Genomic DNA, 20,746 nt, shown 5'->3' on the forward strand with positions numbered 1-20,746 from the left:
AACCACCAAGCCCACTTTCCAGGAGCACGGAGAAGACATGCCCAAGACCGTGATCATCCCCCCCGGCACCGGCAAGCCGCTGGCGCCCTACGTGCCCGGCACCCTCGCGGACGGCGTGCTCTACGTCTCCGGCACGCTGCCCCTCGACGGGCAAGCGAACGTCGTCCATGTGGGCGACGCCGCCGCCCAGACCCGCCACGTGCTGGAGACGATCAAGGGCGTGGTCACCGCCGCCGGCGGCACCATGGACGACGTCACCTTCAACCACATCTTCCTCAAGGACTGGGCCGATTACAGTGCCATCAACGGCGTCTATGCGGAGTACTTCCCCGGCGAGAAGCCGGCGCGCTACTGCATCCAGTGCGGCCTCGTGAAGCCCGACGCCCTGGTGGAGATCGCCTCGGTCGCCCATGTCGGCCGGCCCTGAGGCGTCGCAGATGGCGCGCCCGCTCCACCACGCCGTGCAGGGGTCCGGCGATCGCACGATCCTGCTCTCGCCGGGTCTCGGCGGATCGGCGGCCTACTTCGCGCCGCAGATGGCGGCGCTCACCGAGCGCTTCCGCGTCGTCACCTACGACCATCGCGGCACCGGGCGCTCGGCCGGTCCCCTGGAGCCGGGCCACGACATCGCCGCGATGGCGCGCGACGCCCTCGCGGTGATGGAGGCCTGCGGCGCGGCCCGCTGCGACATCGTCGGGCACGCCCTGGGCGGGCTGATCGGGCTCGAACTCGCCCGCACCCATCCCGAGCGCGTCGGCCGCCTCGTCGTGATCAACGGTTGGGCACGGGCTGACGCGGCGACGAAGCGCTGCTTTTCCGCGCGCAAGGTGCTGCTGGATGTGAGTGCCGAGGCCTATGTGCGGGCGCAAGCGATCTTCCTCTATCCCGCGCCGTGGCTGTCCGAGAACGCGGACCGCGTGACCGAGGACGAGGCGCACGCCCTGGCGCATTTCCCTGGGCGCGACACGGTGCTGGCGCGCATCGCGGCGCTGGAGGCCTTCGACCTGACGGCGGATCTCGCCGGCATTCCGCACGAGACGCTGCTGATGGCGGCGGACGACGACGTGCTGGTGCCCTATCTGTGTTCGGAGGTGCTGGCGCGGGGCCTGCCCAATGCCCGCCTCGACCGGGTTCCGAGCGGCGGCCACGCCCACAGCGTGACCCGCGCCGAGGCCTTCAACCGGACGCTCGTGGCGTTCCTCGATTCCCAGGAGTGACCACCGTGAGCCAGACCGATCCGAGCGCAGCCTCGGCCCCGCACGTGGAGGGTGGCGCCTTCCGCGGCGCGATGGCCCGGGTCGCAAGCGCCGTCCATCTCGTCACCACCGACGGGCCGGGCGGCCGGGCCGGCTTCACCGCCTCGGCGGTCTGCAGCGTCAGCGACGGGCCGCCGACGCTCCTCGTCTGCATCAACCGCACCTCGTCGGCCTACGCGGCGGTGAGCGCCAGCGACGTCCTCTGCGTCAACACCCTGGCGGCCGACCAGTCCGGCATCGCCGCGGCCTTCGGGGGGCGCACGCCCATGGAGACCCGCTTCGCGGCGGCCACCTGGACCCGGAACGTCACGGGCGCGCCGGTGCTCGAGGGCGCGCTCACTGCCTTCGACTGCCGGATCGTCGGCCGCCACCCGGTGGGCACGCACGACGTGCTCTACTGCGCGGTGGTGGGCCTCTCCGCGCCGGGCGACGGGCATGCCCTCGTCTACGCGGAGCGGGGCTATCACGCCGTGCCGCTTGCGCGCGCTGCGCCGCGGGAGGCCGCGGCCTGAGGGCCGCCGGAGACGAAGGTCAGGTCGAACATGAAGAAGGCCGGCGCTTCCGATGGAGCGCCGGCCTTCTTCGTCGCGACTTGCCCGGATGGGCGCCGGTGGCCTCAACCGGGCCTGCCGGCGGGGTCCTCGCTCAGAAGCGGTCGCTGCGGCGGGCGCGGACCGAACCCGTGGTGATCTCGCCGCGCGCGTCCTGCGGCACGAGGAACTGGCCGCGATTGCGAAGCTCGTACAGGTTGCGGCCGGCGGCCTGGCCTTCGAGGCCGCCCGGCGCCACGGCGGCGGGGATGCCCGCGGGGGCGTTGTAGCTCTGGGCGAAGGCACCCGAGGCGGAGAGGCCGAGGGCGATGGCGAGGGCTGCGGTGAGGCGGGGGTGGGTCATGGCTCAAGTCCTGGATCTGAACGGCTGTCGCGATGACGCGAGAGGCAGCGTTCGAGTTCCTGAAAAATGAGCACCTTTGCTGCGTAAAACAACAGGACATGCTTGCGAAACGTGCACGCAAGATGGGCAGATTTTGAGAAATTCGACCCGGGCCGAGAGGCCGCGCATCTCGCGCGTCGAAAGATTGTTGTTTTTCAGTTTCTTAAGCGAGCGCTCACAATTTTTGCAGCGGCGCGTTCGACTTGGCATGATCCTCGACCGACGCGTGCGCATCGGCACGCCCCGAGGGTCGTGCTTGCCCGGCGGAGGCGGATTCCACGCGAAAACGCCGGCCCGTGCGAACAGCACCGACCGGCGCGAATCGCCGGGCCCGATGACCGCGCCCGCGCGGCGGGGATCGGATCGCTCAGCCGGCGCGGGCGATGGTGGCCTCGATCTGCCCGTGCGGCTCGTCGGTGGGCAGGAAGATCCGGCCGCCGTGGTCGATGCCGAAGGGGGAAAGGTTCATCGGGATGTAGTGCTTGTTCGGCATCGCGAACTCGATCTCGGCGATGTCGGGCCGGGCGGCGAGCACCGCCTCGCCCATCCGGTACATGCTGTCCTGCACGCCGGCGCTGTAGGTGGTGGCGAAGACCGTGATCAGGGTATCGAGCACCGCCGCGTTCGCCGCCACCGGGTCGGCGGGGGGCGCCGTCCAGGTCCAGGTCACGTCCATGCTGGTGGCGCAGATGCGGTCCTGGGTGTCGGGCAGGGTGCGGAATTCATCCTCGACGAAGTCGACCCAGCCCGATTGCGTGGTCTTCATCAGGGTATAGCCGCGCAGGCCCGATCGCAGCACCGCGCCGTCCCGGTCCGCCTCCAGCCGGACGAAGGGCTGGCCGTTGCCGTCGAGGGTGAAGGTGTGGGCGTGCGGCTCTCCGTTCACCGTCCGGCGCAGCCAGCGGGTCTCCAGGGCCTCGACGGTGACGGCGGCAACCTGGGGGTAGCGCTCCAGGAACAGGGCCGCGACATGGCCTACGAATTCCTCGGTCTCGGCCTCCACGTACCGGGCGGCGGTGACGTTGACGATGTTCTTGATGCTGTCGGTGGCGATCACCCGGCGGTTGTCGCCGGACGTCCAGGCCGCCGCGAAATCGCCGTCCAGCAGCACCGTCAGGGTCAGTTCGCGCACGGCGTGCCGGTCACCGTCCCGCGCGAGGCGGAGCACCCGTACGCGGCCCTTGCCGTAGCGCGCCCTCGTCAATGGCATGATGCGTGTCCTCTCGTGGGGAGACCGGGGCGGCTCACGCCTCGGCGGCGTGGGCGAGGCGGGCCGCCTCGGCGCGGGCGCCGGCCTGGCTGCCCAGACCGTTGAAGAACAGGTTCAGGGCCAGCGCCGACAGGGCGGCGAGCAGGATGCCGGATTCGAGCAGGGGATGCAGGGCGTCGGGCATCTGCTTGAAGAAGTTCGGCGCGACCAGGGGGATCAGCCCGAAGCCCACCGAGACGGCGACGATGAACAGGTTGTTGCGGTTGCCGGAAAAATCCACCGCGCCGAGGATGCGGGCACCCGTGGCCGCGACCATGCCGAACATGACGAGGCCCGCGCCGCCGAGCACGCAGGGCGGCACGGCCTCCACCAGGGCGGCGAGCTTCGGGATGAGGCCGAGGACCAGCATCACGACGCCGCCCACCACCGTGACCCAGCGCGAGCGCACGCCGGTGACGCCGACGAGACCGATGTTCTGCGAGAACGAGGTGTACGGAAAGGTGTTGAACACGCCGCCCAGCACGGTGCCGAGGCCGTCCGCCCGCAGGCCGCGGACCAGGCGGGGCTCGTCCACCGTCTCGCCTGTGATCTCGGCGAGCGCCAGGAACATGCCGGTGGATTCGATCATCACCACCACCATGACGAGGCAGAGGGTGAGGCTGGCCACGAGGTCGAACTTCGGCACGCCGAAGGCGAAGGGGCGCACCACGTCGAACCACGGGGCCGAGGCCACCCGCGACAGGTCGACGAGGCCGAGAAGGCCCGCCACGACCATGCCGGCGACGATCCCGATCAGCACCGAGGCCGAGGCGACGAAGCCGCGCGTGTAGCGGGTCAGCGCCAGGATCACCAGGAGGACGAACAGCGCGATGCCGAGGTAGAGCAGGGCCCCGTAGCGCGGGTTGCCGAGGCCGCCCGCGGCCCAGTTCACCCCGACCCGCATCAGCGAGATGCCGATGACGAGGATCACCGTGCCGGTGACGACGGGCGGGAACAGCGGCAGAAGCCGGCCCACCAGGGGCGCGGCGAAGAGGGCGAACAGCCCGGCCACGATGACCGCGCCGTAGATGCCCGTGAGCCCGAGGGCCGGGTTGGTGCCCATGGCGATCATCGGCGTCACCGCCGCGAAGGTCACCCCCATCATCACCGGCATGCGGATGCCGATGCCGGGCAGGCCCCAGCTCTGGATCAGGGTGGCGAGGCCGCAGGCGAACAGGTCGGCGCTGACCAGCATCGCCACCTGCTCGGGCGGCAGCCCGAGGGCGCGCCCGACGATGAGCGGCACCGCCACGGCGCCCGCATACATGACCAGCACGTGCTGGAGCCCGAGGAGACCCAGCGCCACCGGCGGAACCTTGGTGACCGGTGAAATCTGGGCGACCGGTGGAATTTGGGCGGCCGGCGCGGCCGCCGTGGGATGGGAGGAGCCGTGGGCCACGCGTCGATCCCTCGTCTGCGAGCCGTGACGGCTCCTGTGGACGGTCGGTGCGCAAGCCACGTGCCAGCCCCGGGCCCGCGCCGCGTGCTCGACCGGGGCCGCCCCACGTGTAAGATCCGCCCAACAGCGCGGAACGAGACGCTGACGGCACCGAGGACACGCACATGCGCAAGGTCTCCGCCCTCTCGGGCGTCCTATCGGGCGCCCTATTCGTGGGGATCGCCGCGCCACCCGCATGGGCACGGGTCACCGCCTTCGAAATTCAGTCCGTTGAGCCCTTCGCCGACGGCATGAGCTTCGGCGAGGCCGGCGCCTACGAGCGCGTCGTCGGCGTGGCGCGGGGCGAACTCGATCCGGCCGACCCGCGCAACGCCGGCATCGTCGACATCGCGCTCGCGCCCCGCAACGCCGCCGGCCGCGTCGAATACCGCACCGACGTCTTCCTGCTGCGGCCGAAGGACCCCGCCCGGGCCAGCGGCACGCTGCTCTACGAGGTCGTCAATCGCGGCCGCAAGTTCCTGTTCAACTGGGTCCTCGACGCGCCCGCGCAGGCCGCCCAGGCGGTGAACGATCCGAAGAGCGCCGGGGATGCGGGCACCACCCTCGTCCTGCGCCGGGGCGACACCGTGGTCTGGTCGGGCTGGGAAGCGGAGGCCCTGCGCCAGCAGGGCGGCATGGCCATCGACGTGCCGGTGGCGACGCGGAACGGGGCGCCCATCGTCGAGACCGTACGCGACGAACTCGTCAGCGCCACCCGGGGCCCAACCGAGGCGCCGTTCTTCCTCACCTTCAAGGCGCATGGCTCCGACAAGACGGGGGCCCGCCTCACGGTGCGCCGCCGGGAGGCCGACACCCCCCGCACCGTTCCGGACGGCGCCTGGACCTTCGCGGGGCCGGGGGAACTACGCCTCCTGCCCGCCAGCGTGAAGCCGGAGCCCGGCACACTCTACACGCTCACCTATCCGGCGGCGAACCCGAAGGTGCTCGGCATCGGCTTTTCCGCCACCCGCGACGTGGTGGCGGCCCTGCGCGGTCCGGCCTCCGCCGGCAACCCGGCGGGCGGGGTGATCCGCCACGCGGTGGCCCTGGGCATCTCCCAGAGCGGGCGCTTCCTGCGCGACTTCGTCCACCAGGGCTTCAACCAGGACGAGGCGGGGGCCCGCGTCTTCGACGGGATGCTGCTGCACATCTCCGGCATCGGCGGCGTCTACCTCAACGCCCGCTTCGGCCAGCCCTCGCGCACCAACACCCAGCACGAGGACCACCTCTACCCCGAGAACGCCTTCCCGTTCTCGGCCGCCGCCCAGCACGACCCCGTCACGGGCCGGACCGGCGCGCTCCTGCGCGGGGACGGGTTCGACCCGCTGCTGATGGAGGTCAACACCAGCACGGAATACTGGCAGAAGGGCGCCTCGCTCCTGACCACCGATCCCCTCGGCCGGGCCGACGTGGCCCTGCCCGAGACCGCCCGGGCCTACCTCGTCGCCGGCGGCTTCCATTACGGGCGCGCCGGCCTGACCTCGACGCGGGGGCCGTGCCTGCATCCGCGCAACGTCCTAAGCCCGGCCCCGGCCCTGCGCGCGCTCCTCGTCGCCCTGGAGGAGTGGGTCGCGCACGGCACCGCGCCGCCGCCGAGCCGCGTGCCGCGCCTGGCGGACGGGACGCTGGTGGCGGCCGCCGAGCTGGGCTTTCCCTACCTGCCGGGCCTGCGCCTGCCCGACGCGCCCAACGCCATCGCGCGCTTCTCGGACGCCCTCGACCCGCATCCGGAGAGCGGCCCGCAATACCGGCCCCTGGTGCCGCAGGTCGACGGCGACGGAAACGAGGTCGCGGGTATCCGCCTGCCGGACGTCGCCGCCCCGCGCGCGACCCTGACGGGCTGGAACCTCTACGCCGAGCCCTTCCCGGCGGGCGAGCTCTGCGACCGGGAGGGCAGCCGGCTGCCCCTGGCCGAGACCCGGGCCGAGCGCGAAGCGAAGGGCGACCCGCGCCCCTCCCTGGCGGAGCGCTACCCGGCCAGGGGCGACCACGCGGCGGCCGTCGCGCGCGCGGCGGACGGGCTCGTGGCCGAGCGCCTGCTCCTGCGGGAGGATGCCGAGCGCCTCGTGGCGGCGGCCCGCGCGGCCGAGGAGCGGCCCTGACTCAGGATCACGGCTCGCGCGGGGCGTCCTTGTGCAGTTCGTCCTTGCGCAGGTCGTCGTAGAGGCGCTGGACCTCCTGGATCGTGGCGTGGCCGCGGCTCCAGTTCGTCTCGCGGACGTTGGTTTCGGTGAAGGCACTGTGCGAGGTGCCGCCGAAGCCGTTGAACACGGTGACGACCCCGTCGGCGTGGTAATCGATCCGGTAGGAGGGGCTGCGCCCCTTCGCGCTCCCCTTGGCCCCCGCCTTGCCCGTGACGCCGATGCGCACCAGGGCGTCGCCGTGCCGCTTCTGGCAGAAGCGCATGTTGCCGAGCAGCCGGCGCAGGTACGCTTCCGGCTCGGCGAGTTCGCCCGCGACCTGGATCAGCGTGGCGTCGGGCGGGAGATGCGTCTTGCGGATCATGGCGCCTTCAGCGGATTTCGCGGACGCCGCCGGTTTGCGATGGAAACCCGCGACGGCGCAAGCATCGAAGCCCCGGGAGCGAACGCGTCGACCGACGGGGCGGGATCGCGGGCAAGACCACATTTCGGCGTGTCTGGCGAGCCTGGCCGGGCCCGACATGGCCCGTTGCCTGCTAAGCGCCTCGCGAAGGCCGTCCCGCTCCGGCCCGTGTCCAGGATTGCCCCATGCCGAGTCTCGACGAGCTGAACCGGGCCTCCCGCGGCGATTTCGTCGCCGCCCTCGGCGCGGTGTTCGAGCACGCGCCCTGGGTCGCCGAGGCGGCGGCCGCGCAGCGTCCCTTCGCCACCGTCGAGGGCCTGCTCGCCGCCATGCGGGGGGCGGTGGAGGCCGCCCCGGAGGCCGAGCGCCGCGCCCTCCTGACCAACCACCCCGAACTCGCAGGCCGCGCGGCCCGCGCCGGGGCGATCGCCCCCGATTCCATCGCCGAGCAGGCCTCGGCCGGCCTCGACCGGCTGTCGGAGGCGGAATACGCCCGCTTCGCGGCCCTGAACGCGGCCTACACGGACAGGTTCGGGTTTCCGTTCATCCTCTGCGTCCGCCGCCACGGCCGCGCCTCGCTGCTGCGCGCCTTCGCGGCCCGCCTCGCCTCCAACCCGGAGACCGAGCGCGCCACCGCCCAGGACGAGGTCTTCCGCATCGCCGCGATCCGCCTCTGCGCCCTGGTCGAGGGGGCCGGAATGCCCCGCACCACGGGACGGATCTCGACCCACGTCCTCGACACGACGGCGGGGCGGCCGGCACCGGGGGTCCGGGTGGAACTCCACGAATGGGTCTCGGACACCGAGACCGTCCTGATCGCCCGGGCGGAGACCAACGCGGACGGGCGCACGGACGCGCCCCTGATCGGCGGCCGCCCGGTGCCCATCGCGCCCTACGAGTTGCGCTTCCGGATCGGCGACCATTTCCGGGCCACGCATCCGGGGCTGCCCGAACCGCCCTTCCTCGACATCGTGAGCCTGCGCTTCGGCGTCGCCGATCCGGAGGGGCATTACCATGTGCCCCTGGTGGCGAGCCCCTGGAGCTACCAGACCTATCGCGGAAGCTGAGGGGCACCCCCGGTCAAAGCCCTGTGATTTCAGGCTGATCCGGCACGTTCTTTGCGTGCGGATTGAGCGACGTTTTGAGCGACGATCCGGGCTCCGGCCTGGGAGAGGACAGGATTCGATGCATCGGTTTCCGGCCAGCCGCCTCGCAGGGCGCGCCCTCGCCGCCGCCCTTCTCACGGCCGGGCTGTTCGCCCTCACGCCGGCCCCCAGGGCCCAGGGCAGCCTGATCGCGCCCGCCGGCCAGCCGCGCGTCACCGCCCCGGGCGGCCTGCGCGGACGCGCGGCCCTGCGGCACAAGCACAAGGCCCGCCACCGGATGATCCACCGCCGCCGCCGCTGATCCCAGCCCTCCCGTCCCTCGCTGTTCCAGGAGCCCCGACGCATGACCCGCCTGACGATTCTCCTCGCCCTGTCCCTCGGTTTGGCCGGCCCGGCCCTCGCGCAGAGCGTCGGAGCACCGGCCGGCATGGAGGGCGCCACCGCGCCGGGCGGCACCGAGGGCCGGGCCGGCGCCCGCAACGAGGCGGAAGCGATTCGCAGCGGCGACGCGATCCCGGTGCCCCCCGCGGCCGGCGGCATCCCGGCGGAAGGCGTGCCGGTGCCCCCGCCCGAGGCGCCGGTGACGCCGCCGCCGCCGCGCCCCTGACCCGGCACGGACCGGACCGCGAGGAGGCTGACCCATCGAAGCGTGTCCGCGCGCGCCGTTCTCCCTCACATCGTTGCTAGTTGATCGCTTTGGTCGGCTCGGTCGGAACGGGCCCCCTCTCCCGTGTGGGAGAGGGTTGGGGTGAGGGGCGTGCCTCATCCGGAAAGGTCACACACCTCTCCCCAACCCTCTCCTTCCAGGAGAGGGAGCACGTGGCGGCCGACCGAAGTCATCGAGCAGAACCCGGATCAGCCGGCGAAGACCGCGATCAGTTCGGCGGCCACCAGGGCGGCGATGATCGCGGGGCGCTTGTCGCGCAACTGGCGGCCCCCGATTTGGCGGCCTCCGATCGGGCAGACGAGGCGGGCCAGCACCGCCTCGTCGAGGCCCATCTCCCGGAAGGCCGAGAGGAACGTCGCCCGCTTCGTGGCCGAGCCGATGAGGCCGAGATACGCGAAGGTGCCGGCCTCCAGCAGGCCGGCGCAGATCAGGCTGTCGAGGGCATGGCTGTGCGTCAGCACCACGTGCGCGGCCCCCGGAGGTGCGGTCTCCGCCGCCGCGCGCGCCGAGCCGACCTCACGCAGGACGCGGATGCCCAAGACCCGCGCGATCTCCTCGGGCCGCTCGTCGACGATCCGGGTGCGGAACGGCAGCGGGTCGAGGGCGAGCGCCAGGGCGCGCCCGACATGGCCGGCACCGTAGATCATCACCAGGGGCGCCTGCGCCGCGCTCTCGGCCTCCCGGGCGCGCAGGGCCGCGAGGGTGCGGGCATCGGCCCGGTGGATCGCCAGGGTCACGTGCCCGCCGCAGCACTGCCCGGTCTCGGGCCCGAGCGGCATGCGCAGGCAAGCCTCGGCCTCGCCCGCCGCCAGGAGTTCCCGGGCGCGCGCGATGCCGGCCCACTCGCAGGTACCGCCCCCGATGGTGCCGGCGACCCGCTCCGGCATCACCAGCATGGCAGCACCGGCCTCCCGCGGCGTCGAGCCCCGCGCCTCCGAGAGGGTGACGAGGGCGGCCGGCTCGCCCGCCGCGAGGGCGGCGGCCAGCACTTCCGACAGCGCCTCGGCCGGATCGCGCTTCACGGCTGCGCGGAAGGCGCATGGTCTGCGAGCGCCCGCATCCGGTCGACGGCGTCGAGGACGCGCTCCGGGGTGGCCGGCGCGTCGAGGCGAGGGCAGTGCCGGTGGCCGGCCACACTCGCCACCGCGTCCGACAGCGCATGCAGGCCGGCGATGCCAAGCATCAGCGGCGGCTCGCCCACCGCCTTGGAGCGGTAGATCGTCTCCTCGCGGTTCTCGTTCTCGTAGAGCGCCACGTTGAAGATGCGCGGGCGGTCGCCGCAGGCCGGAATCTTGTAGGTGGAGGGGGCGTGGGTGCGCAAACGCCCCATGCCGTCCCACCACAATTCCTCGGTGGTGAGCCAGCCGAGCCCCTGGATGAAGCCGCCCTCGATCTGGCCCCGGTCCACGGCCGGGTTCAGGGAGCGGCCGCAATCGTGCAGGATGTCGGCCCGCTCGATCCGGTACTCGCCGGTGAGCGTGTCCAAAGCCGCCTGCACGCAGGCCGCGCCGTAGGCGAAGTAGTAGAACGGATGGCCCCGGCCCGCGTCCCGGTCCCAGTGGATGGTGGGCGTCTTGTAGAAGCCCGTGGCGGAGAGCTGGATGCGGGCGAGGTAGGCCTTGTGGATCAGTTCGCCCCAGGCGATCTCCTGGTTCCCCACCCGGACCCGGTTGGGCAGGAACAGAACCGTCTCGGGCGCAACACTCCAGGCCTCCGCCGCGAAGGCGACGAGGCGGCCCTTCAGGGTTTGCGCCGCGGCGCGGGCCGCCATGCCGTTGAGGTCGGCCCCCGAGGAGGCGGCGGTGGCGGAGGTGTTGGGCACCTTGCCCGTGGTGGTGGCGGTGATGCGGACGCGGTCGGCGTCGATCTGGAATTCCTCGGCCACCACCTGCGCCACCTTGACGTAGAGCCCCTGGCCCATCTCGGTGCCGCCGTGATTCAGGCCAACCGAGCCGTCGTTGTAGATGTGCACCAGGGCGCCGGCCTGGTTGTAGGCGGTGGAGGTGAAGGAGATGCCGAATTTCACCGGCGTCAGCGCGATGCCGCGCTTGATCACCGGGCTCGTTTCATTCGCCGCGTGCAGCGCCGCACGCCGGGCCGCGTAGTCGCAATCCACTTCCAGTTTCGCCACCAAGTCCCGGATGCAATTGTCGGAAATCGTCTGGTGGTAGGGCGTGACGTTGTCGGTCTCGGTGCCGTAGAAGTTGCGCTTGCGCACCTCCAGCGGGTCGAGGCCGCATGCATAGGCCACCTCCTCGATCACCCGCTCGGCCGCCACCATCCCCTGGGGGCCGCCGAAGCCCCGGAAGGCGGTGTTGGACTGGGTGTTGGTGCGATAGGGCCGCGAGGTCAGGTGCACCGCCGGGTAATGGTAGCAATTGTCGGCGTGGAAGAGCGCGCGGTCGGTGACGGGTCCCGACAGGTCGGCGGCCCAGCCGCAGCGGGCGGCGAGCTGCATGTCGACGGCGAGGATCTTTCCGTCCGCGTCGTGGCCGACGAGGTAGTCCACCTCGAAGTCGTGGCGCTTGCCGGTGATGACCATGTCGTCGTCCCGGTCGGGCCGGATCTTGGCGGCGCGGCCGGTCTTCTTGGCGACCAGGGCGGCGACGCAGGCGAACAGGTTCGACTGGCTCTCCTTGCCGCCGAAGCCGCCGCCCATCCGGCGCACCTCGGCCGTCACCGCGGAATTCACCGTGCCCAGCACCTTGGCCACCAGCGCCTGCGCCTCGGACGGGTGCTGCGTCGAGGTGTGGACCGTGACCTCGTCGTCCTCCCCCGGGATCGCCAGCGCGATCTGGCCCTCGAGGTAGAAGTGCTCCTGGCCGCCGATGGCCATGCGGCCGCGCACGATGCCGGGCGCCTCGGCCAGCACCGCGTCGGCATCGCCCCGCGCCAGGGTCATGGGCGGCCAGACGAGCTTTCCGTCCGCCCGTGCCTGCCCGTAGGTCAGGACGGGGGCCAAGTCCTCGTAGGCGATGACGGCGAGGCGGGCGGCGCGCCGCGCCGCATCCCGGGTCAGGGCCGCCACGGCGAAGATCGGCTGACCGAGATAGGACACCGTGTCCTCGGCCAGCATCGGCTCGTCGTCCCGGTGCGAGGAGGAGATCTCGTTGACGCCCGGCACGTCGGCGGCGGTGAACACCGCCACCACGCCTTGCGCAGCGCGCACGGGCCCGAGATCCACCGAGACGAGGCGGGCATGGGCCCGCTCGCTCAAGCCCAGGCAGACGTGGAGCAGGCCGGCCGGCTCGGCCGCGTCGTCGATGTAGACCGCCGAGCCGCCGACGTGGCGGGCCGCGCTGTCGTGGATGCGCGGCGTGTGGGCGCCGCCCGCGATGCGATCGTCCGGCTTCGGGGCAGGGGGCGTGTGATCAAGCATGGGCCAGCGCTCCGATCGCTGCGAGGCGGGTCTCGGGCGCCCCTGGCCCGGCCTCGTGGATCAGGCGCTCGATCAGGTTGCCGGCGACCTTGAGGCGATAGGCCGCCGAGGCCCGCATGTCGGAGAGCGGGGTGAAGTCCCGGGCGAGCGCCGCCTTGAAAGCGGGGATGACGGCGGCGTCGAGGGGCTGGCCCACCAGGGCGGCCTCTCCTTGCGCGGCGCGCTTCGGCGTGCCGGCCATGCCCCCGTAGGCGATGCGCGCCTCCCGGATGCGGCCGGCGTCGAGGGTCAGCCGAAAGGCGCCGAGCACGGCGGAAATGTCCTCGTCGAAGCGCTTCGAGACCTTGTAGACCGCCAGCCGCGCCCCCGCCGGCAAGGGCGGGACCGTGACCCCCGTGACGATCTCGTCGGCGGCGCGGTCCTGCCGGCCATAGGCCACGAAGAAATCCTCAAGGGGCAGGTCGCGGGTGCCGTTCCGGCTGGCGAGGTGGAGCGTGGCGCCGAGCGCGATCAGGGCGGGTGCGGCGTCGCCGATGGGCGAGCCGTTGGCGATGTTGCCACCCAGGGTCCCGGCATTGCGGGTCTGGGCCGCGCCGTGGCGCCGGAACAGTTCGCCGAGATCCGGGTGCAGGTCGGCCAGGGCCGCGCCAGCCGCCGCCAGGGTCACGCCCGCGCCGATGCGCAGGCCCCGCGGCGTTTCCGCGATCGTGGCGAGGTCGCGGACGCGCCCGAGCCAGATCACCGGGTCGAGGACGCGCAGGCCCTTGGTCACCCAGAGGGCGACGTCGGTGGCCCCGGCCACGATCGTCGCGCCCGGATGCTCGGCCACGAGGTCGACGAGGGCGCCGGTGGTGGCGGGGGCGAAGAAGCGACCCTTCGGGCCGGAGACCGCGACGGTCTCGTCGTCGCGCAAGGCCAGGAGCCGGGCGAGGGTGTCGTCGTGGGCGGCATCGAAGGCATCCGCTTCCGGTGTGGCCAGCGCCCGCTCGGCGGCGCGCACGATGGGGGCGTAGCCGGTGCAGCGGCAGAGATTGCCGGCGAGCGCGTCGTCGATGGGGCTCGTCGAGGTCCAGACATCACCGGTCGCCGCGGGAAGATCCTTCGTCATCGCGAACAGCGACATCACGAAGCCCGGCGTGCAGAAGCCGCATTGCGAGCCGTGCTCCTCCACCATCAGGCGCTGGACCGGGTGCAGGCTCCCATCGGCGCCGCGCAGGTGCTCCACGGTCAGGATCTGGCAGCCGTCGAGCTGCCCCAGGAAGGTGATGCAGGCATCCACCGTGCGGTAGCGTAGGCGCTCGGCGCCGGGCGCCCCCTCGGGGCGCACCACGACCACCGTGCAGGCGCCGCAATCCCCCTCGTTGCAGCCCTCCTTGGTGCCGATCAGCCGCTCGGACCCGCGCAGCCAGTCGAGCACCGTCAGGGTCGGGTCGCAGGCCTCGATGGTGCGCGCCTCGTGGCCGAGGAGGAAGCGGATGGCGTGTCTCATGCGGCCTCTCATGTTCGAACGCCGATTCCACTTCGCGCGACGTGGCCCTCCTCCCCCTTGTGGGGAGGAGTTGGAGGTGGGGGTGGTTGGGGGCCCTCCGCCGCCTCAGGCTAGCGGAGCCGCCCCCACTCCTAACCTCTCCCCACAAGGGGGAGAGGGACGCGCCCGCTCCGAGAAAGTGCCAGCGGCGTGCAATCCAGAGCCGAGGCCAGAGCCGCTGACGGCGTAAAATCTTGCACCACCTGCGTTTCCGGATCCCGCGCTCCGCTGCGCGGCCCCGGGATGACTCGGTGCTGCAATTGGGTTTCCGACCAGCACATCGGCCTCTGCAATCGCCCTGACTTCCAGGAGCGGGTTTTTCAAGCGCTCCCCTATTGCGGCAGCTTGTCGTCGATGCCCTTCACGTACCAGTTCATGCCCAGGATCATCGGGTCGGGGGCGGTCTCGCCCGCCTTCACGGCCTCGGTGCCGTCCTGCTTGAAGACCGGGCCGTGGAACGGGTGGAGCGTGCCGTCCGCGATCGCCTTCTTGCTCGCCTCGGCCTTGGCCTTCACGTCGTCGGGCATGTTGGCGAAGGGCGCCAGCACGACCATGCCGTCCTTGATGCCGCCCCAGGTGTCGTGGCTCTTCCAGGTGCCGTCGAGGACGGCCTTGGCCTCCTGGATGACGTAGCCGTCCCAGTCGTCGACGATGGAGGTGAGCTGGGCCTTGGGGGCGAAGCGCATCTGGTCCGAGGATTGTCCGAAGGCGAGCTTGCCCTGCTTCTCCGCCTCCTGCAACGGCGCGGCCGAATCGGTGTGCTGCGACAGGATGTCGGCGCCCTGCGCGAGCAGCGCCTTGGCGGCCTCGGCTTCCTTGCCGGGGTCGAACCAGGTGTTCACCCAGACGATCTTGAGCTTGATGTTGGGGTTCACCGACTGCGCGCCCAGCATGAAGGCGTTGATGCCGCTCACCACCTCGGGGATGGGGAACGAGGCGATGTAGCCGAGGGTGCCGGTCTTCGAGAGCCGGCCGGCGATCTCGCCGCAGATGTAGCGGCCCTCGTAGAACCGGGCCGAGTAGGTCGCGACGTTCGCCGCGCGCTTGTAGCCCGTGGCGTGCTCGAACTTCAGCTTGGGGAATTTCTTGGCGACCTTCAGGGTCGGCTCCATGAAGCCGAACGAGGTGGTGAAGATCAGGCCGTGGCCGGAGCGGGCGAGACTCTCGATGGAGCGCTCGCTGTCGGCCTCGGGCACGTTCTCGAGGAAGCTGGTCTCGACCTTGTCGCCGAGGGCCGCGGCCAGCGCCTTGCGGCTCTGGTCGTGCTGGTACGAGTAGCCGTAATCGGCCACCGGGCCGACATAGACGAAGCCGACCTTCAGCTTCTCGCTCGCCTTCTTCTCCTGGGCCTGCGCGCCGCCGATCCCGAGGGCGAGAACGGCCACCAGGGCCCCCTGCACAATCCGCATCGTTCCGATGTCCTTAACAGTGACGCAACGCTTCAGCGGTGCGGGGTGAAGTCCCGGCCGAGGGCCGCCGGGGCGAGGGAGCCGCCCTGGCGCCGGCCGAGGGAGAGCAAGACCAGGGCCAGGATGGTGGCGAGGTAGGGCAGGGCGGAGAGCGCCTGGCCCGGCAGGCCGAGGCCGGCGGCCTGGGCGTGGAGCTGGAGCACGGTGGCGCCGCCGAACAGCATCGCGCCGGCCAGCACCCGCAGCGGGCGCCAGGAGGCGAAGACCACCAACGCCAGGGCGATCCAGCCGCGCCCGGCCGTCATCGCGGGGGCCCAGAAGGGCGTGTAGGCCAGGGACAGGTAGGCCCCGGCGAGCCCCGCGCAGGCGCCCCCGAACAGCACGGCGCGGAAGCGCACCTTGCGGACCTTGAGCCCCAGCGCGTGAGTGGCGGTGTGGTCGTCGCCGATGGCCCGCAGGGTCAGCCCGGCGCGGGTGCGCCAGAGGAACCACCACACCCCCGCCACCAGGGCGAAGGCGAAGTAGACGAAGCCGTCCTGCCCGAAGAACAGGCGGCCGATGCCGGGCAGGTCGGTCAGGCCGGGCACGTCCAGGTGCGGCGCCGGCTCGCGCTTCAGGCCCACATAGGCGGCGCCGACGAGCCCCGAGAGCCCGAGGCCCAGGATCGTCATGGCGAGGCCGGAGGCGACCTGATTGGCGCTCAAGACCACGGTAAGGATGCCGAACAGGGCCGCGAGGGCGAGGCCCGCCCCGGCGCCGGCCGCCGCGCCGGCCAGGGTCGAGCCGGTCTCCACCGCCACCGCGAAGCCGGTGGCGGCGCCCAGCACCATCATGCCCTCGACGCCGAGGTTGAGCACGCCCGCGCGCTCGGCCACGAGTTCGCCGAGGGCTGCGATCATCAGCGGGGTCGCGGCGGCGATGATGGTGACGAGCACCATGGTGAGGATGTCGAGGCTCACGCGGCGGCTCCGGGGACGAGGCGGACCCGGTAGCGCGACAGGGCATCGGCCCCGAGCACCAGGGCCAGCAGCAGGCCCTGGAAGGCCCGGGTGAGGTCGAGGGGCAGCTTCAGGTCGATCTGCGCCCCCTCGCCGCCGATGGTGGTGAGCGCGATGACGAGGGCCGCCACCAGGATCCCCACTGGCGAGAGCCGACCCAGGAAGGCCACGATGATGGCGGTGAAACCGTAGCCCGGCGAGATCGAGGGCTGAAGCTGACCGATCTTGCCCGCCACCTCGGCGATGCCCGCAAGCCCCGCCGCCCCCCCGGAGACCGCGAAGACCGCCAGCGTCAGGCGGGCGTCGCTGAAGCCGGCGAAGCGCGCCGCGCGCGGACTGGCGCCCACCACCCGCACGGTGAAGCCGAACAGGGTGCGGGCCAGCACCAGGGTGGCGACCACGATGGCGGCGAGCGCGATGGCGACGCCCGCGTGCAGGGTGTCGCCCTCCATCAGGTAGGGCAGTCGGGCGGCGTCATCGAAGGTGACGCTCTGGGGGAAGTTGAAGCCGGCCGGATCGCGCAAAGGACCCCGCGCCATGTAGTCGAGGAGCAGTTCGGCGACGTAGACCAGCATCAGGCTGGTGAGGATCTCCGAGACGCCGAGGCGGACCTTCAGCAGGGCCGGGATCAGCGCGTAGAGCATGCCGGCCAGGGTGCCGACGATCAGCATCGCGGGCAGCACCCAGAGGGTGTTGCCGGTGGCCCCGTGGGCGGCGACGCCGATCCAGCCGCCGAACAGGCCGCCGACCACGAACTGGCCCTCCGCGCCGATATTCCAGACGTTGGCGCGAAAGCAGAAGGCGAGGCCGGTGGCGATGAGGGCCAGCGGGGCCGCCTTCAGGGCCACCTCCTGGAGCGACCAGAGTTCGCTCAAGGGCGCCACGAAGTAGGTGACGAAGGCGGCGGCCGGTGAGCGGCCCATGGCGGCCACCACGAAGCCCCCGATCACCAGGGCGGCGAAAAAGGCGAGGACCGGCGCGAGGGCGTCCGTCAGGGCCGAGCGGTTGGCGCGCGGCGTCAGGTCAATGCGCATGGGCCGGCTCCGGGGCGAGATTTTCCCGCGTCAGGTCCGGGGGGACCGCCGCGGGTGGCGTGGCGCCGCCCATGAGCAGGCCCAGGGTCTCGCGGGTGGTCTCGGCCGCCGGCACGGCCGGCGACAGGGTGCCGTCGTGCAGCACGGCGATGCGCCCGGCGATCTCGAACAGTTCGTCGAGGTCCTGGCTGATCACCAGAACGGCGGCGCCGCGTGCCGCCAGGTCGAGGAGGGCCTGCCGGATATGGGCGGCGGCGAGCGCGTCGACGCCCCAGGTCGGCTGGTTGACGACGAGGATGCCGGGCTCGGCCAGGATCTCGCGGCCCATCAGGTACTTCTGCAGGTTGCCCCCCGAGAGGGTGCCGGCGGCGGGGTCGGGCCCCGCCTTGCGCACGTCGAAGGCGTCGATCACGGCCCTCGCGAGGGCCTTCGCGGCGGCGCGGCGCAGGAATCCGAAGCGGCTCAGGCCCGCCGTGGCGTGGCGCGACAGGATGGCGTTGTCGGACAGGCTCAGGGTCGGGGCGGCGCCGTGGCCGTTGCGCTCCTCCGGCACGAAGCCGGCCCCATTGCGGCGGCGCGCGGTGATGCCGAGGCGGCCCGAATCGACGCGGTCGAACCGCACCATCCCGGGCTCGGGCGCCAGGGCCTCGCCCGAGAGGGCGTCGAACAGCTCCGCCTGACCGTTGCCCGCGATGCCCGCGATCCCCACGATCTCGCCGCCGCGCACGCTGAGCGAGACGCCGTCGAGGGCGGTGCCGTGCAGGCCGGGGGCGGGGAGAGTGAGCCCGGACAGGACCAGGCGCTCGGGGCCCGCCGGCACGCCGGAGGGTGGCTTCACCTCGCCCACCTGAACCCCCACCATCATGGCGGCGAGGGACCGGGCGGTCTCGGCGCGCGGGTCGCAGGCCCCCACCACCCGGCCGCCGCGCAGGATGGTGGCGCGCGCACAGAGCCGGCGCACCTCGTCGAGGCGGTGGGAGATGTAGAGGAGCGCCCGGCCCTCGTCGCGCAGGCGCTCCAGCACGGTGAACAGCAGCTCCGCCTCGCCCGGCGTCAGCACCGAGGTCGGCTCGTCGAGGATCACGAGCTTGGGGTCCTGCAACAGGCAGCGGATGATCTCGATGCGCTGGCGCTCGCCGGCCGAGAGCGACCAGACCGGACGGTCGGGATCGAGGTGCAGGCCATAGGCGGCGCCGACCGCGCCGATCCGCTCCTTCAGGGTCCGCCCGCTCAGCCCCTTCGGCATCACGAGGGCGATGTTCTCCGCCACCGTGAGGTTCTCGCAGAGCGAGAAGTGCTGGAACACCATGCCGATGCCCAGCGCCCGCGCGGCCTCCGGGTTGGCCAGGCGCACCACGTCGCCGCGATGGGTGACGACCCCCTCGGTGGGCTCGAGGAGCCCGTAGAGGATCTTCATCAGGGTCGACTTGCCGGCCCCGTTCTCGCCCAGCAGGGCATGGATCTCGCCGGCCCGGATCTCGAGGTCGACCCCGTCATTGGCCGTGAAGTCGCCGAAGCGCTTGACGATGCCGTAGGCGCCGAACAGGGGCGTCGGCCCCTCCGTCCGGCCCGGGGGCGCGGCGGCCACCATCCTAGAGCGTCCCGAACAAGGTGCGGGCGAGGCGGGTATGGGCCTCGCGCAGCTGGCCCGTCTCGACCCCGAGGGGCTGGCCGTCGATGACCCGCCAGGCCCCCGCCACCATCACCCGGTCGGCCCGGTGGGCGCCGCAGAGCACCAGGGCGGCGAGCGGATCGTGCGCGCCGGAGAAGCGCAGTTCGTCGAGGGTGAACAGCGCCAGATCCGCCTCCCGGCCCTCCGCGATCCGCCCGATGTCGCTGCGCCCCAGGCAGGCGGCGGAGCCTTCGGTGGCCCAGCGCAGGGCGTCGAGATGGGTCACGGCCTCGGCGCCGTAGGTCAGGCGGTTGATCATCAGGGCGTGGCGCACGCCCTCCATCAGGTTCGAGTTGTCGTTGGAAGCCGAGCCGTCGACCCCGAGGCCGACGGGGCTGCCCGCCGCCTCCAGTTCGCAGGTCCGGCACTGGCCGGAGGCCAGGGTCATGTTCGAGGTCGGGCAGTGGCACACGCCGACGCCGGCCGCACCCAGGCGCTTCACCTCGGCATCGTTGAAGTGGATGCCGTGGGCGAGCCAGGTGCGCGGCCCCAGCCAGCCCACCTCCTCGAGGTAGTCCAGCGGGCGCTGGCCGAACATTTCGATGCAGTAGCGGTCCTCGTCCAGGGTCTCGCCGAGATGGGTGTGCAGGCGGCAGTCGTGGACGTCCGCCAGGGCCGCGCTCTCGCGCATCAGCCGCTTCGTCACGTTGAAGGGCGAGCAGGGCGCAAGCCCGATCTGCACCATCGCGCCGGGCTTGCGATCGTGGAACAGGCGCAGCACCCGCTCGCTGTCGGCGAGGATCGTGTCGTCGTCCTGCGTCAGGCATTCGGGGGGCAGGCCGCCGTCGCGCTCCGACAGGCTCATGGAGCCGCGGGTGACGAAGGCGCGGATGCCCAGCGTGCGAGCCTCCTCCACCTGGATGTCGACGGAGGATTCGAGCCCCTTGGGGAAGAGGTAGTGGTGATCGCCCGCCGTGGTGCAGCCGGAGAGCAGGAGTTCGGTGTAGGCGAGACGCGTCGCCAGCCGGAACGCCTCGGGGGTGATCCGGTCCCAGACGGTGTAGAGCGCCTTCAGCCAGGGAAAGAGCGGCTTGTTGATCGCCACCGGATGGGCGCGGGTCAGCGTCTGGAAGAAGTGGTGGTGGGTGTTGACGAGGCCCGGGATGACCACGTGGCGCGCGGCGTCGAAGGTCTCGTCCACGGGGGTGGCGGGCGCCGCGCCCGCCCGCACCCGCTCGACGATGCGGGTGCCCTCGACGACGAGGCCGCCGGCGGAATCCTCGGCCAGTATCGCCAGCGGGTTTCGGATCCAGAGTCGTTTCGTCGTGCGGGTCTCGACCATGCTGTCCGTCATTCCCTCCCTCATTCCCTTCGGTCCGGCCGTCGGGGCGTCCGTGGATCTCGGCCATCAATCGCGCCGTGGATCCGCGAGGCCGGCGGGAGGTCCGGCCCCGCCGGCACGGGGATCGGGCGATCCGACGGCCCTGATCTTCAGAAGACGTGGAAGGCGACGCCGGCCAGGAAGCTCTTCTCCTCGGTGCCCTTGAAGTTGACCCGCTCGACGTTGCCGAACTTGTTGTGCCAGTACTGGAA

Annotated in this window: 19 protein-coding genes; 7 read left to right on the forward strand and 12 right to left on the reverse strand. The window is 72.0% G+C overall.

The features are described from left to right. Window positions 1-37 precede the first annotated feature (37 nt). From rutC to MKK58_RS04255, 3 genes are all read left to right on the forward strand, one after another. Window positions 38-427: a pyrimidine utilization protein C gene (rutC, locus tag MKK58_RS04245; protein ID WP_238279692.1), complete on the forward strand. Its 390-nt coding sequence runs from the start codon at window positions 38-40 to the stop codon at window positions 425-427. A 10-nt stretch (window positions 428-437) separates the two neighbouring features. Continuing rightward, window positions 438-1,217, forward strand: coding sequence for a pyrimidine utilization protein D (gene rutD / locus MKK58_RS04250; protein ID WP_243910916.1), 780 nt, complete (start codon window positions 438-440; stop codon window positions 1,215-1,217). Window positions 1,218-1,288: 71 nt separating this feature from the next. Beyond that, the gene (locus tag MKK58_RS04255) at window positions 1,289-1,768 is read left to right on the forward strand and encodes a flavin reductase (RefSeq protein ID WP_243910936.1); all 480 of its coding nucleotides are present in this window, start codon (window positions 1,289-1,291) and stop codon (window positions 1,766-1,768) included. Window positions 1,769-1,901: 133 nt separating this feature from the next. On the opposite strand, the gene MKK58_RS04260 is transcribed toward MKK58_RS04255, so the two are convergent. The 3 genes from MKK58_RS04260 to MKK58_RS04270 form a co-directional block, all read right to left on the reverse strand. Continuing rightward, the gene (locus MKK58_RS04260; protein ID WP_243910917.1) at window positions 1,902-2,150 is read right to left on the reverse strand and encodes a hypothetical protein; all 249 of its coding nucleotides are present in this window, start codon (window positions 2,148-2,150) and stop codon (window positions 1,902-1,904) included. Between the two features lie 406 nt (window positions 2,151-2,556). Beyond that, entirely contained in the window at window positions 2,557-3,399 is an 843-nt protein-coding gene (gene pucL / locus MKK58_RS04265) for a factor-independent urate hydroxylase (RefSeq protein WP_243910918.1), read from the reverse strand. A 34-nt stretch (window positions 3,400-3,433) separates the two neighbouring features. Beyond that, complete coding sequence (locus tag MKK58_RS04270; protein ID WP_409565184.1) at window positions 3,434-4,789, reverse strand: nucleobase:cation symporter-2 family protein; 1,356 nt, start codon at window positions 4,787-4,789, stop codon at window positions 3,434-3,436. Window positions 4,790-5,001: 212 nt separating this feature from the next. On the opposite strand from MKK58_RS04270, the gene MKK58_RS04275 reads away from it, so the two are divergent. Further along, complete coding sequence (locus tag MKK58_RS04275; protein WP_243910919.1) at window positions 5,002-6,978, forward strand: alpha/beta hydrolase domain-containing protein; 1,977 nt, start codon at window positions 5,002-5,004, stop codon at window positions 6,976-6,978. A 7-nt stretch (window positions 6,979-6,985) separates the two neighbouring features. On the opposite strand, the gene MKK58_RS04280 is transcribed toward MKK58_RS04275, so the two are convergent. Then, window positions 6,986-7,381 carry a hypothetical protein gene (locus tag MKK58_RS04280; RefSeq protein ID WP_243910920.1) on the reverse strand — a complete coding sequence of 132 codons (396 nt, stop codon included), beginning with the start codon at window positions 7,379-7,381 and terminating at the stop codon, window positions 6,986-6,988. Between the two features lie 224 nt (window positions 7,382-7,605). On the opposite strand from MKK58_RS04280, the gene uraD reads away from it, so the two are divergent. From uraD to MKK58_RS04295, 3 genes are all read left to right on the forward strand, one after another. Further along, window positions 7,606-8,487 (forward strand): 2-oxo-4-hydroxy-4-carboxy-5-ureidoimidazoline decarboxylase, encoded by an 882-nt coding sequence (gene uraD / locus MKK58_RS04285; RefSeq protein WP_243910921.1) that lies wholly within the window; start codon window positions 7,606-7,608, stop codon window positions 8,485-8,487. Window positions 8,488-8,605: 118 nt separating this feature from the next. Next, window positions 8,606-8,827, forward strand: coding sequence for a hypothetical protein (locus tag MKK58_RS04290; RefSeq protein ID WP_243910922.1), 222 nt, complete (start codon window positions 8,606-8,608; stop codon window positions 8,825-8,827). A 42-nt stretch (window positions 8,828-8,869) separates the two neighbouring features. Beyond that, window positions 8,870-9,133: a hypothetical protein gene (locus MKK58_RS04295; RefSeq protein WP_243910923.1), complete on the forward strand. Its 264-nt coding sequence runs from the start codon at window positions 8,870-8,872 to the stop codon at window positions 9,131-9,133. Between the two features lie 248 nt (window positions 9,134-9,381). On the opposite strand, the gene xdhC is transcribed toward MKK58_RS04295, so the two are convergent. The 8 genes from xdhC to MKK58_RS04335 all read right to left on the reverse strand — a co-directional run bounded on the left by xdhC (window position 9,382) and on the right by MKK58_RS04335 (window position 20,507). Beyond that, a complete protein-coding gene (xdhC, locus tag MKK58_RS04300) occupies window positions 9,382-10,215 on the reverse strand; it encodes a xanthine dehydrogenase accessory protein XdhC (RefSeq protein ID WP_243910924.1) in 834 nt (277 codons plus the stop codon). Next, a complete protein-coding gene (gene xdhB / locus MKK58_RS04305) occupies window positions 10,212-12,572 on the reverse strand; it encodes a xanthine dehydrogenase molybdopterin binding subunit (RefSeq protein WP_243910925.1) in 2,361 nt (786 codons plus the stop codon). Before xdhB ends, xdhC begins: the two co-directional genes overlap by 4 nt. After that, window positions 12,565-14,061, reverse strand: a complete 1,497-nt coding sequence (xdhA, locus tag MKK58_RS04310; RefSeq protein ID WP_243910926.1) for a xanthine dehydrogenase small subunit — start codon at window positions 14,059-14,061, stop codon at window positions 12,565-12,567. The genes xdhB and xdhA overlap by 8 nt, the downstream gene beginning before the upstream one ends. 371 nt (window positions 14,062-14,432) lie before the next feature. Continuing rightward, on the reverse strand, window positions 14,433-15,509 hold the full coding sequence (locus MKK58_RS04315; protein ID WP_243910927.1) for a BMP family ABC transporter substrate-binding protein: 1,077 nt from the start codon (window positions 15,507-15,509) through the stop codon (window positions 14,433-14,435). A gap of 32 nt (window positions 15,510-15,541) precedes the next feature. After that, window positions 15,542-16,468 (reverse strand): ABC transporter permease, encoded by a 927-nt coding sequence (locus tag MKK58_RS04320; protein WP_243910928.1) that lies wholly within the window; start codon window positions 16,466-16,468, stop codon window positions 15,542-15,544. Then, window positions 16,465-17,541 carry an ABC transporter permease gene (locus MKK58_RS04325; protein WP_243910929.1) on the reverse strand — a complete coding sequence of 359 codons (1,077 nt, stop codon included), beginning with the start codon at window positions 17,539-17,541 and terminating at the stop codon, window positions 16,465-16,467. The genes MKK58_RS04320 and MKK58_RS04325 overlap by 4 nt, the downstream gene beginning before the upstream one ends. After that, window positions 17,531-19,132, reverse strand: coding sequence for an ABC transporter ATP-binding protein (locus MKK58_RS04330; RefSeq protein WP_243910930.1), 1,602 nt, complete (start codon window positions 19,130-19,132; stop codon window positions 17,531-17,533). The genes MKK58_RS04325 and MKK58_RS04330 overlap by 11 nt, the downstream gene beginning before the upstream one ends. Window position 19,133: 1 nt before the next feature. Next, entirely contained in the window at window positions 19,134-20,507 is a 1,374-nt protein-coding gene (locus MKK58_RS04335; protein ID WP_409565182.1) for an 8-oxoguanine deaminase, read from the reverse strand. Window positions 20,508-20,746: the final 239 nt, after the last annotated feature.

The organism is Methylobacterium sp. J-078 (assembly GCF_022829285.1).
GTDB lineage: Bacteria > Pseudomonadota > Alphaproteobacteria > Rhizobiales > Beijerinckiaceae > Methylobacterium.